This is a genomic window from Pseudoalteromonas aurantia 208 (assembly GCF_014858725.1).
GTDB lineage: Bacteria > Pseudomonadota > Gammaproteobacteria > Enterobacterales > Alteromonadaceae > Pseudoalteromonas > Pseudoalteromonas aurantia.
The window spans coordinates 1,447,647-1,461,253 of record NZ_AQGV01000012.1; the positions used below are offsets into that span (position 1 = coordinate 1,447,647).

General features: G+C 38.8%; 7 protein-coding genes. 4 read left to right on the forward strand and 3 right to left on the reverse strand.

Annotated elements, in window-relative coordinates; translation table 11 throughout:
• Positions 1-50: 50 nt before the first annotated feature.
• Positions 51-4,361 carry a hybrid sensor histidine kinase/response regulator gene (locus PAUR_RS10055; RefSeq protein WP_192507626.1) on the reverse strand — a complete coding sequence of 1,437 codons (4,311 nt, stop codon included), beginning with the start codon at positions 4,359-4,361 and terminating at the stop codon, positions 51-53.
• 129 nt (positions 4,362-4,490) lie between these two features.
• On the opposite strand from PAUR_RS10055, the gene PAUR_RS10060 reads away from it, so the two are divergent.
• Positions 4,491-5,240, forward strand: coding sequence for a response regulator transcription factor (locus PAUR_RS10060; RefSeq protein WP_192507627.1), 750 nt, complete (start codon positions 4,491-4,493; stop codon positions 5,238-5,240).
• A gap of 218 nt (positions 5,241-5,458) precedes the next feature.
• Here PAUR_RS10060 and cspE read toward each other — a convergent pair whose 3' ends face one another.
• Positions 5,459-5,668 (reverse strand): transcription antiterminator/RNA stability regulator CspE, encoded by a 210-nt coding sequence (cspE, locus tag PAUR_RS10065; RefSeq protein WP_192507628.1) that lies wholly within the window; start codon positions 5,666-5,668, stop codon positions 5,459-5,461.
• Positions 5,669-6,063: 395 nt separating this feature from the next.
• Positions 6,064-7,926 (reverse strand): S8 family peptidase, encoded by a 1,863-nt coding sequence (locus tag PAUR_RS10070; protein ID WP_192507629.1) that lies wholly within the window; start codon positions 7,924-7,926, stop codon positions 6,064-6,066.
• Between the two features lie 736 nt (positions 7,927-8,662).
• Here PAUR_RS10070 and PAUR_RS10075 point away from each other — a divergent pair.
• From PAUR_RS10075 to PAUR_RS10085, 3 genes are read left to right on the forward strand one after another with little or no spacing between them, the layout of a single operon-like run.
• Positions 8,663-12,250: an ATP-binding protein gene (locus tag PAUR_RS10075; RefSeq protein ID WP_192507630.1), complete on the forward strand. Its 3,588-nt coding sequence runs from the start codon at positions 8,663-8,665 to the stop codon at positions 12,248-12,250.
• Between the two features lie 29 nt (positions 12,251-12,279).
• Entirely contained in the window at positions 12,280-13,038 is a 759-nt protein-coding gene (locus PAUR_RS10080) for a hypothetical protein (RefSeq protein ID WP_192507631.1), read from the forward strand.
• A complete protein-coding gene (locus PAUR_RS10085; RefSeq protein WP_192507632.1) occupies positions 13,035-13,607 on the forward strand; it encodes a hypothetical protein in 573 nt (190 codons plus the stop codon). Before PAUR_RS10080 ends, PAUR_RS10085 begins: the two co-directional genes overlap by 4 nt.

The window sequence follows — 13,607 nt, forward strand, 5'->3', positions numbered from 1 at the left end:
GTAATATCAAGGTTCAGCTAAGTAATAAAAACATCTCCACATTCACTATTCTAATCATAAAAAATTTGGATTTTTTTACATATATCAAGTGAACTGTCAAAGTCGAAGTTCTCCAAAGAAAGTCTTAGCTCTTGAATTAGCTCAACTTTATCCACCTTTAAGTTCCGCTCTAATCGGTTAATATCCTCTGTGAGATCAAACTCCTGATTTTCTATTCTTTTAGTTAAACTGCTTATTATAGCTGATGTTGAATTTAGGCGATTAAAACCACTCGTATTATCAGTTACTAGTGACTTATCCAGCCTATCTTTCACCTGCGATAATGTCCGTTCAATGCCAGCTTCAAGTGCCTTAGGAACCGCTGTTAAGGTCAAAAATTCGATGTCACTGTCAGACAGTATTACACTTTCATACAACTCATTCGCACCAATTGCAGCACTACACCCTGCAAGGCTATGTAAAGTATCATGCCAACGCGTTATATCACCACGCTGGATGATACTCTCTAATTCATCAACAATGCCTTGGAAATCTTCGGAAAATGCTTTGAGCATAGTAGTATTTTGCGTAATTTCACCCGTAGCCTCTACGCTATTACTGGCGGCGCCCTGCCCTACTGTTAACTGGGTTACATCAATATCACACCACCTCGTCAGTAAATGATACAACGCAATTGGATCAACAGGCTTTGATACATGAGCAGTCATCCCAGCAACAAATGCTTTCTCCCTATCCCCATCAAATGCACTGGCAGTGACCGCTATTATTGGCGTATCATGATAGCTTGGCAGCGCTCTTATTTTCGCCGTGACTTGATACCCATCTAAATTTGGCATGTGCACATCCATTAAAATCACATGAAATTGATGTATTCTACACATATTGATTGCGTCTACCCCATTGTCAGACTCCACCACAATTAGCCCTGCCTCATCTAAAAGTGCTTTCAATAACATACGGTTAGTTTTATGATCATCGACAATCAATACCTGTGCATTTGTGACTTTTTGATTTTCTTCGTGACTCTCAGGTTGAGGGAGACTGTTTTCTTCGCGTTCCGTACTCTCTTTTACAACAACATTAAAACTGAATTCACTTCCTTTGCCCAACGCACTTTTTATTTCTATGCTGCTGCCCATCAAACGGAGTAATTGGCTGGTTATTCGTAAACCTAACCCTGTACCTTCCGTTACTCTCGTTCGACTATCATCCACCTGTACAAAAGCATTACAGATCTCTGAAATATTTTTATCGTCAATCCCCTGTCCGGTGTCTTTAACTACGATGCTGATCTGGCATTCACCATTAGGGAGCGCAACGCAATTGCCAATAACCTCCACACCACCTACATGGGTGAATTTAACGGCATTGGCAATCAAGTTGACCAAAATCTGCTTTAGCTTTCCTTTGTCTGCACAAATATATTCAGGGAAATCATCGCTGAGTATTGCTCTTAGAAATAAACCTTTAGAAGAGGCCATATAGTGTAAAACACTGATACTTTCATGTAACAAGCGCCTTATCGAAAAAACAGAAGCATGCAGCTCCATTGCGTCAGCCTCTATTTTTGACAAAGTTAATACATCATTAATAACACTTAATAGCCCATCTGCTGATGACTGTATACTCTTCAAATAACTTTGCTGGTGTTGCGTTAATACCGTTCTGGACATTAAATACGCCATACCAATCACCGCATTCATGGGTGTACGGATCTCATGACTCATATTCGCCAAAAACCGACTTTTGGCAAGCGTAGCACGCTCCGCCTTTTTCTTTTGCTCTTCAAGGGCTAAGTTAGATTCTGCAAGGATGGACTCAGATCTAATTCTTTCTTCTAATTGTTGTTCAATATTTTGAAGTCGCTGCACTTCAAGCTTGCGTGTAAATAAACTTTGGCTTTGCGCTAATACTTGATTTAGTTTCCATCGATAAGCAAGATAAATAAGCAAACAGGTCAAAATAAAGCCGGTAATTAAAAACCACGTTTTTTCATAATATTTTGGGGTCACTTCAATATGTAACTTTATATTATGCCCCCCCCACTGATTTAATCTATTGGCAGCTTGAACTTCTAGCGTGTGTTTGCCAATAGGTAAATTAGTAAAACTGATAAGCCTATTTCCGGATTTTAAGTCGCGCCATTTATCACTCTCACTGAACATCCGATATCGGTATTTAGTGTCTACCGGTTGATTGTAATCTAACAGTGCAACCTCAATGGAAAGCCGTCGCTCACTCTCGGTTAAACGTATATCTGTACCACTAACCAAGCGTTTTTCCCCTTCAATTTCAATATCTGTGACCCGCAACTTTGATGCGCCTGAGTCTACATGGAAAAACTCAGGCCAAACCATGAGCAAACCAGTCGTTCCTCCAAAAAGCAGCGTTTCATCGCGCATTTTGAAAGATGTTCCGATCCAATCGTTACCAATATCTACCCCATCAGATGATTCTAATTCAAACACGACATTATCATCAGGCGAAAACATGAGATTTGACTCCCATAAACGCTCTTGATTATCCGTTAATAGATTAGTAAATGCTTTTTTCTCCGAATGCTCGCCTGACGAAGCAAACCATGTAAAATCAATACTCTGATTGTTCTGTTTCGATACTAAACTTACCCCCTCTAAGCCAGAGAACCATATCTGACCTGCGTCTGATTGGGTAACCGCGGTAATTAAATTTGAAGGCATGTCAATAGTGTGCTCAGATTGGCGTACAAACCGATATGCTTGTCTATTTTCACTATTATGCTCAACCCATAAAAAACCATTGTTAAGTGTAAATATAATATCTTCACTTTCAAGGACTTGGTGGTCAGTCACGCGGACAAATGTATCAGGCAGCGCCCCGTTTATAATTGTCGGATCTAAAAATGCGTCGCGCTTAGGCGTTAAGTATTGGATCCCTTCAAACGAGCCAACCCACACGCCACCTCCTTCAACAGGCACCACATGACGAATTTTTTTATTTCTCAACCCTAGCTCTGTTGAGTACCAACCTAGCGTCTTTCTACTCGCCAGATCAATACGGTATAGCCCGTCTACACTTGACCCAACCCAAACATCACCATTCAGTCCTTGTGCTATCGCAGAAACAGACAAAGATTGAACTGAGTTTATCTCCTGACTCTTTTGGGGCACTAATGTGTGTATGCGCTTGCCCAAATGGTTAATAATATCAATCCCTGAACTATGCCCAAGCCAAAGTTCGCCATTTGACATCTCCGCGACGCTATATATTTCTGGGTTTGATAAGCTCGTTGAGTCATTCTCTACTTGCCTCAGCGTTGCAAATGATTGATTTTTTGTTGAGAATTTTTGTAACCCTTTGCCATTAGTCACAATCCACAGCTGTTTATCTTGATCAATAAACAACTTTTGAATGGTATTACTGAGTAAGCCACCAACCGCATTTTCATCTTGTTGTAAATGTCGTGTGACCTTTAAAGTGGTTAAGTCTATCGTCACAATGCCGTTAAAGTTATAAGCTACCCACAGTTCATTATTGTTGGGCTGGACTATCGATGTGATTATGCCTTGAGGTAGGCGACTGGACTCAATATGCTGATTATCGCGGATCTTGAGCAATGTGGCATCGTCGGTCGCAAGCCAAAGATCACCATTCTCAGCTTCATAAATATGGTTCACTTTACGATCTAAAAGCTTATGAAATCTATCGTTATTACTAGATAAGCGCCAAACATCTTTACTGCCCGCAACAATAAGATCACCGTTATTTAAGGTAATGATATGTCGGATCACTCCATGCTTTAAAGACTCAGGTAGTTGTATGTCTTTGTGGTTATTCGTGAAAGCACCCACTGAAAAATCAAAAAATGCCAAACCATTATTAGTGGCAAGCCAAAACCCTTGCTGTTGCCAAGCAGCAAACGTAGATACATAGGAAAATGGGAGTGGTACGGCAAGGTTATCATACTCAAAATTAGTAAAAAGCTCTGTCGTGGGGTCCAGTTGTGATAAACCATGTATCGTCGATACCCATATTTTCTCATGTATATCTATAAATAACTCAATGGCTATATCACTAATCAGGCTCGCTTCATTGGCAATATCCTTACGAAATTGCTTAAATTTATACCCATCGTATCGCACTATTCCACGCTGACTTGCAATCCACATAAAGCCATGTTTGTCTTGCGTTAAGTCTGACAACAAGCCATTGGCATATTGATCTTTATCAACCACAGTTTCTAAATATAAAGGTGCGTTAACGAACAATGGATGCGTATTGGGTGATTTATTCGCCATACTTGCATAAGCAGAAAAACAACAAAAAGCACTCACAAGCCCCCATACAAACATGCAAGTAAATTGACCGATAAATAAAATCATAAAATCTATAAAGTATCCATATTTCAGCGGTATGGTTGAGAATATACCAAGTGTTTCTAATTATCATTTACGTTAAAATAGTTCACAAGTGCAATGTTACAACAATTCTTACCTAGAGAAAAAACACGTATGCAAGAGAATTTAGCAAGGATATTGGTCATTGATGATGAAAGAACAAATATTAATGCCTTAGGCACCATACTCTCCCCCAATTATATTGTCAGCGTTGCACTGAGCGCACAGCAAGCAATCAAATACCTTGGTAGTACATCATGTTTACCTGACTTAATTTTACTAGATGTTGTGATGCCACAGGTGAGTGGATTTGACTTATGCCAACAACTAAAAAAAGACCATCGATTTCAGCACATTCCTATTATATTCATCAGCGCCATCACCGATCCTATGGAGAAGGTTAAAGGTCTACAAGCTGGCGCGATCGACTTTATCAGTAAGCCCTTTAATACTTTTGAAGTAGAAGCAAGAATTGAAACACATTTAAAGATTACAACAAAGCAGCAAGCACTAGAAGCCCATAACCAGAAACTACAAGCCATTAATTCAAGCTTAACTTTAGGCCCTCAGTCCCTCATTATTGACGAACATACGCTTAGAATCGTTTATAAGAAAAAATCTGTAGAGCTCACTAAATTAGAATTCAAGTTGTTTCAACTTCTGTACGCTCAACCAGAGCGAGTATATTCTCGTATGCAGATTTTAGATCTTGCTTATCCTGATCTAAGAGATATTTCTGACCGTAGTATTGATGCTCATGTTAAGAATATTCGTAAAAAAATAAAAACACTTGGGATTGAGCACGCAATTATCCAATCAGTTTATGGCGCCGGGTATCGTTACTCTTCGCAAAAATTAACGTAGTAATGCTTATGATATCAACCCTTTAATCGGCATCGAATACCAACAAAAAATATCAAACTAAAATAGCTTATTGTTCGTGTCATCCTTTCATACACGGTTATCTTACCTGACTATCTAAGTGACTCTGCAACTTCAGTTCGGTTTTACATCCTATGAACCAAATTTTAGGCATTAAAAAAGGCAGCTAAAGCTGCCTTTTTCTTCATTTCACTTTAAAATTAAAGTGCGATGATGTTGTCCGCTTGAGGACCTTTTTGACCTTGTGAAAGAGTGAACTCTACACGTTGGCCTTCAGCTAAAGTTTTGAAACCTTCGCTTTTGATTGCGCTGAAATGAGCAAAAACGTCTGCGCCATTTTCTTGAGCGATGAAACCGAAGCCTTTAGACTCGTTGAACCATTTTACTGTACCAGTAACTGTATTAGACATAATGTATATCCTGTATATGAAGAAAAATTGCTGACTATCATCAAAGTCAGACGTAATAGCACAAAAAATAAATGATATTTAAAAACTACAGGACGAGATACTAATAAAGCTTCGAAATGGAGTGTATAAAAGGTATTACTTTTAAGCTGCGGAACATATTATAGAGTTTTCTGACAAAGTCAAACCTTACTTTTAAGTATTTTAAAATTTGTTGTGGTCACGTTAAGAGGCTAACAAAGGTTGTCCCTTATTCCCACTATTTTAAGCACTCTATTTTTGAGCAATTAAACCGTAACCCCCCCTGCTCAAAGCGCGTTCATGCAGGCAAGCATCGCACATAGCTGACACCTACCCACAAAAAAGCCATGACCTTTACATCATGTTATCGTAAAGAACTAACTCCCACAGCCTAAACTAAGCCCCTTACATTCATACTCCACTTCACCGGCTTCTAATCCTGTTAGATTCATTAAGTGTGCAGCATCACTATTAACGTGAGAAGGATTGCTCACACTGTCGTCACATAAGCCTGTGACGCGCCAATTATTACTGCTTGCTGTGGGGTTGCTCCCCTTTGACCAATAGTTAGCACGATATATCGTACCTAAATAGGTGATATTTTCCCCACCATTATACGCTTTATTGTAATACCACTCACTCGGGCACTGGCTGATGCTCCCCGCGTTTAAGTACTCTAAAGCTTTTGCAAAATCAGGTAGCCCATGACCATACATACCGTCTTTTCCAGCAGCTCCTAGGTCATAACTTGCATATTTCAAAGCATTGATGATCTGATCTCGCGTCCATTGCTGATTCTGAGACCATAGCTTGGCAATCCCCCCTGTCATAATCGCCGTTGCCTGAGATGTGCCTGCTCCGACCAAATAGCTACTTTGATAGCTCTTAATTTGTAACTCTACATTAGCAGACTCATCAAACGGCCACTTATGCACTAATAAAGTGGGGAAATCAGTTAAATAATCTAACCCGTACAAGTACCCACTATTTGTATTTGGATATTTTACGAGGAGCACTTTCCCCGCATCTTCTTGGCATTGACGTTCGGTAGCAAATAGCGCTTTGTGTGTATCATTAGGTAAACGCCTAAACTTCGTCAACTCTGTTATATCTTCTTTTGAGAGCGTAAATAAACAAGAAGTCATCAATGGTATGACGCTTTGTGGTATTAAAGTCCCTGTATCTATTTGAGAAAATGGTACTTCAACCTCGTAACCAGCAATAGATTTTGCTTTAACTTTTTGCACCACGGAGTAATGGCGATTAGCTGTCGACACTATTTTCGTGCCCGGCATGACAAAATCAATTTTATTATGAGTGGGTGAAAATGACGCAGCTTGTCCATTCGTGTTTAGCGCGCCAACAGAAATTACATTATGATATGAAGCAGGGTAATGGAGTGGATCATTATATATTCCAGATTGCTTTTTTTCAGCTGTGCCATGATTCCCCGCTGCACCGACAAAAATAATCCCTCTATCATAAGTAAGCCTGTCGATTACGTTCATTGTCATCGATGAATATTTCGTACCACTTAACGACATATTGATTACTTTAGCACCAGAATTAGCGCAGATTTCTATTGATTCAATTAAATTACTGCCCCAAATGGTTGAATTCTTTCCATTGGCTGTTCTGATTAACTTACTGATATGTAAGTTAACCGCACCATCACTCAAAGCGCCCTTGACACCCCAGCCATTTTCCTGTGCAGCTATAATACCCGCCATATGAGTACCATGACTTAACGCATCGGAATTCCAAAAGCCCGCATATTGACTATGATAGCCACGCATATTTTGCGGTAAATCTATGTGCTGTTCATCCACGCCTGAGTCAATAACGCAAACAGGCACACTGTCTGATACATTGGGCAATTTATTAATTCCCGTTGTGCGTAACCAATAGGGTTCAAGTTCACTATACTGCAACAAGTCAATGCCATTTTCACTGGTATCTAAATACTCTAAAGAACCGGTGTTTAAAGAAAGCCCATAGTTTCGTTCTATCACAACTCCTGAGAAACTTTCCAACAAAGTGACTTCACTGTCACTCAAAACCGCCTGTGCGATATTACTATTGCCACTGCGGCCGATAATTTTGAATGATTTAATGAGTTGATTATCGATACTACCTGGAGAATATTGTACTAAGTAGAGGTTTTGGGTATTCATTTCACTGGCATAGCCAATACCAGTCAATAAGCCTGCAATAAGATAGCTCGTGATCTTTCTCTTCATTATTTTCCCCTTTAAAAATCATGTAGTTTTTATCTTTGTGTATTTTATTTTTCTTTAGAATCTTCCTGTTTTTGTCAATTTTTTAAATTAACAAATCATGTTCAAGCCATCAGAAGGCTCTATGCCACCTTCTCATATGCAACTAAGGTTTACCTACTCGGACCACTTTTAACGCAAAAGTCATCTCTACTTTCTAAAAAGCCGTTAATATGAACGCCGTAATAGTGTTGTTGTGTATTAGGATTGCTATTTCATCCATGTCGGCCAACGCCCAGACCTCAATTATACTGTCATTCCTCAGCTATCACCTTATTGATTATTGAAATTTATTCATTAATAATCTACGTTATTTTCAAGCGCTTTGTGCATGGATAACTAATCAAACGAGAAAATGGTTAAAAAATAACAAGGAGGAGGATACTTATGAGTAATTATGAATAAAAATTCATTTTTAGTGCCTCTCTATTAGGGTTCGACACGCAAAAAAAGTACAACTGGCAAGTCGTCATTAAAACGATGCGAGTGTCTCTTGAACAACGAAGCAAAAAAACCAGTTCACTTTCCATTTTGTTTTTATAAATTTATTTTATCTTTCTGTTATTTTTCCGATTAATTATCGTTAGTATCTAACAATTGAATCAATTTTAAGTGACGCACAACAGAAGATTGATATTAATGATGTAACAACGTCGCAAAACACCACGTAATGCCACACGAATAATAAGAGCTAAACGCAATGCATATTCTTTTGTCAGACAAACGCTATACCTATAAACCGACATTTAGGTTCATTACGCCAAAAGACCAACAAAAAGTGAAAGTTAAGTTCTCAAATGACCTTGTACTTTCGCTGGGTTATAGGTTCACCGAGCAAATGAATTATTTTGCAATGGCTGCCGAAGCTGCTTTTATGTCGTTGAATCCGATTGATAGACAAAACAAGCAATTCTTCGTTGAACTCAACCTGGTCAGTCATGATAGTGAGCTTATTAATTTACAACCAGAGAGCACTAGCGTAGGGCTTGGATATGCATTAGGAGTAGCGCTCGCTTATCGTCAACAGTTAAATAAAAAAGCACCAGTACTAGAGCATGTTTTTTCAACAGGTGAGGTATCTCCAAGTGGTAATGTACACAGTATTGGCCATATCAACACTAAGATAGAAGGTGCATTACATGCAATGGCAAGTCACCCAGACATGCCATTTGCAATATTTTATCCTAAAGCAAACCTTCATGATATTACACCAACTCTCATCGATGAAGTGCAGCATTTAGGGGGGGCTCTTCATCCTGTAGAGCATATTAATCAAGCCTTAGAAATATTGTTAGGCCCTGATTTTGATGGTTCTCAAGTCGGTGGAACCCTCACATTTAAAGGGCTTTGCAGTTTTGACCCATATGATGAATATTATTTTTTTGGAAGAGAGCAACAAACTTCGGAACTTCTTGCTCTTTTCCAAGAAGATACACCTTTAATAAAAGTCCATGGTGTATCTGGTAGTGGTAAATCGAGTTTAGTAAAAGCCGGTCTGCTGCCTGCGATAGTCAAACAATATGATAGCGTAAAGTGGCACATAGCCCTGCCAAAGCAATTCGAAGATAGTACCGCTTTGTTAAAAGATTTTATTACGTCGGCGGAAGTTGGCTTTGACATAATACTGAAAATGCTCGACGTCTCTGTCGAAAGCTTCATTGATGGACTATTAGAGCAAAAAACACAATATCTTGATGAGCTATCTGCACACTTAACTGCACATAAAACAAAATATATCTGGTTTATTGATCAGTTTGAAGAACTTTATGACGCACAACCAAATAGCCAGCTTCTGCAAAGCCTTGTGCTCATTGGTGAAATTACTCCCATATCCATAATTGTCAGTATTCGCAGTGAATATCTTCATTACACAGGTATGCAAGGCCATGATTTCTACGTTCCCCACAGCTTATCTGCCGAAAATTGGATTGATATCATTGAAAACCAAGCAATTGCTCTTGGAATATCACTGGAGACAGGCTTAGCTCAGACGATACAAACCGAAGCGCTTAAACTGTCTCATGCACTTCCTGCGGTAGAGTACTTACTCGCACAAATGCACACTCTTGCCAACAAAAGTGATCATCCAAAGGTATTAACTTATACACAATACAAACAATTAAATAAATTAACTGGTGTAATTTACAGACAAGCGGAAAAAATATTTGGACAATTTGAGCCACTCACTGAGCAGTTTTTTGAATTATTTGTTGGGGTTAATATTAATGGTAATTGCTATGCAAAACATGTTGATTTTTTAGCACTGGGCCAACAATATCCACAACTCAGTAACTTGGTTGATGAGCTTATAGAAAAACAACTCATTATTAGGCACCAAGTATACAAATCACCTCCTTATGTAAAGTTAACACACGACTGCCTGATCACTGTTGTTGAAGACCTATCACTGGACCAACAAATTTGGCCTCGCTTCTATATTTGGCTAAACGATCGTAAAGAATACTTACAATGGTTTCATGGGGTTGAAACTAAATATACGCAATGGATAAGGCATCACGATAATATAGAAGAACAAAAACATTACGCCTTAAGCAAACATGAGCTTAATGAAGGAAGCAGATTTTTAAGCCAGCCAAATACAATTTGCTTACAAGAAGTCCGTAATTACATAATGCAATCTCAGCATGACTATCAATCATCGTTAGAATTACAAAATAAGCAGCAAAAACGCCGCTTATTGACAACAGGCATGCTATTTTTGTGTACACTTATTGCGGGCTCATTTGCTTATATACAAAAACAGCAAATAATTGCTGAACAGATAAAAACCACCGAAGCACTTACGCACTTAAAAGATAACGTATTGGTCAATATTGATTCGTTAGAGCCAATACTTGCCGATTACTTGCCCACTTTTCAAAGAAAACAGCTAAATGAGCACTTATCAAACCTAATAGACAGCGTAGATGGTATCCCACTTGCTGATATTGATAAGCTCAGGCTTTTATTAATACAGGTAAAAATTCTGCGTCAAGATGACTCTACACACCGCAGTGAAATTAAGCAGGTTTTGGAGCAAATCCAACGTAAAGTGTCGACATTTCCAAAAATTCAATCACCGGAGCTTGCTCATAAAAAAGTAATAGCTCAATTCAACTATGAATTAGGCATACTATTATTAAAGCAAGGCTTTTCATCAGATGCGAAAGTGTATTTTGAAGAAGCTATCAGTTTGTTAACCGATATACCTGAGAGTCATCATGAATTGGCATTACTCAATGCGCAACTCACCACCCGTGTTGCCACAATATCACTTGAATCAGGTAACACTGATTTAGCGACCAGTCAGCTGGAAAAAGTGCTGCTCACTTTAAACTCACATAAGCAACCCACACACTTAACGCAATCATTCAACAATTTGCGTGTGGACATTTATCGCAACCTAGCTAAAGCTGCTCCATCAAATACAATAGCCAAGGAAATGTTAGTTCAAGCTGAAACCTTATTAAACCAACTTCTTGATAAAGACCCCAACCACCTTATATCACAATACAATTTATTAAAAACGTATATCAACTTAGCTGAAAAAAGTGCATCAAAATCGATTGCATCTCGATACTATAAAAAAGCAGATGAGTTGGCTCGAATATACGCTATAAAAGATCCCGACAATGTACATGTGCAAGTAGCACAGCTGCTATTAGCCACAAGGCTCGGCAAGGAGTACTTAGCTAACAAACAAATGCCTGAATCACAAAAGTACTTTTTATCGGGAGTGGAAATTGCCAATAAATTACAACGTTTAGATATTTCTAATATTGATTGGCAAGGTCATACTATTGAGCTGTATGCCGCTTTTGCAAATTACTACTCAGCAACTAATTTAGATACGCAAAGCAAAAAATATCATCAACTTGCTCTCACATCGGCACAACGCCTTGCCGCGACTGATGAAAACAACTTGAACTTTGCCTATTTACTACAAAGCGTTCATGCCCAAGTAGCAAACAACTTTTATGACTTAGGGGAGAAGTTACAAGCACTGGCACACTTTGAAAAAGCAAAAGAGACTTTACTTACCTTAATCGAAAAAAACACCACCAGTTTTAAGTATAAGAATAGCTACCGAAGAACATTATTTAATCTTGGTTATATCGCCACTGAGCTCGGTGACAATACGCAAGCTTGCCAATACTTTTTGTCTGGCAAGCACTTTGTTGAAAAATACTCAAATGAACAAACGCACTTGGCTTTTAATAAATCAGCTAAGAAATTCGACCATTATATCGAATTACTTTCATGTAAACGTGTTGCAATACAACCGTGACGTGTGCAAACAATGAAAAGGAGGTGGGAATGTGGTTTAGCAAAAAAGACTCTGTAGAAGAAGCTTACCGATACATCAAATACTTAACTAAAAAAAAGTCAATCTCTGACCATCGTATCGATACTGAGGCACTCATTCAAGAAACCTTACTTAAGGTGATCAAGGCAACTCGAAGCGAAATAACCTCTGATAAAGAGCGTCCCGCAGCCCAACGCTTGAGTGCTCAAACTGATTTTAATCATTTATTAAAAGCTTACACATACCGGTCTTTCGAAAGTGTTTTTCTTGACATGAGCGCCAATGTGACATTTCGCCGTAAATCTTCGAGTGAACAAACTCATTCACGTGACCAAATTAATTCAGTTCAATTAATACATGTATACGAACATACCCATGGTCCTGAGAAGGTAACTAATATCTATGAGATGCTCCCAAGCAAGCAGCCAAAACCAGAACAAGCTGCCGCTATAGATAAAAATGCGACTCTTTTTATCAACTTATTACTAGAAACCATCGGACAAGAACCTGACAATAAGAAACGCGCACTATTTTACGATTTCTTTTCTCTGTCTTATCGAAAAACAGGCCATACCCAGAAACAATTAGGAGAGCTTCATGGCTTTCAAGGGAACACAGCCATTACACATATTTCGCGCTTTGTGAACAAACTTGCACAGCGCGTTGAAGCGTCTGAACTCAGCTTAGAACTTAGTAGCTCACAGCTAGCAGAATTAGACATTTACTTTCTCAATCACAGTAATAAATTAAATGAGACGATATCAGTATGAACAAGGTTAAGATCACAGACAAGGTGTATAAGTCGCTTGAAGATCACCTAATTGCACAATCTATTAGCGAATTTGAACGTGAAAAGCAGGTAGACCTCACAGTTCACGATATGCGTATCATTAACTCTATTTTTACGCAATATGTTGAGGAAGAGCATAAAACACCGAGCATACATTTTGAAGTGCCTTTGCTCGCGGCAAGCCCTGAAACGAGCAATTTAAACAAGCCTTGGTGGGACTTCGACACTATCATTAACGACACCTTTCAATTGGCTGTTTTTAGCTCGACAGATCAGAACATTGAAGATCAAGTCGATTTCGAGCTAAACCCAATTAAAGGAAAAGAACGAGAATTTGATGATTACTTTGCCACTTTCAGGGGTTCTAAACAAGGGATCCGCATTTATTGGGCTAAAAACAAGCAGCAAGTGATTATGGAAGGAGAGCTCGTCCACTCTTTTGAAGGTGACTATGTCAGTGGCCACGGTAAAGTACTTTCTAATGAATACTTAGGGAGCGGCCACTTTAAGTTAATGCTGGAATTCTTTTCTCTAGCAGCACCAGAGTAA

Coding starts and splice junctions, on each gene's coding strand:
- PAUR_RS10055 (WP_192507626.1), bottom strand. CDS start 4,361: ATGATTTTATTTATCGGTCAATTTACTTGCATGTTTGTATGGGGGCTT.
- PAUR_RS10060 (WP_192507627.1), top strand. CDS start 4,491: ATGCAAGAGAATTTAGCAAGGATATTGGTCATTGATGATGAAAGAACA.
- PAUR_RS10070 (WP_192507629.1), bottom strand. CDS start 7,926: ATGAAGAGAAAGATCACGAGCTATCTTATTGCAGGCTTATTGACTGGT.
- PAUR_RS10085 (WP_192507632.1), top strand. CDS start 13,035: ATGAACAAGGTTAAGATCACAGACAAGGTGTATAAGTCGCTTGAAGAT.
- PAUR_RS10075 (WP_192507630.1), top strand. CDS start 8,663: ATGCATATTCTTTTGTCAGACAAACGCTATACCTATAAACCGACATTT.
- PAUR_RS10080 (WP_192507631.1), top strand. CDS start 12,280: ATGTGGTTTAGCAAAAAAGACTCTGTAGAAGAAGCTTACCGATACATC.
- cspE (WP_192507628.1), bottom strand. CDS start 5,668: ATGTCTAATACAGTTACTGGTACAGTAAAATGGTTCAACGAGTCTAAA.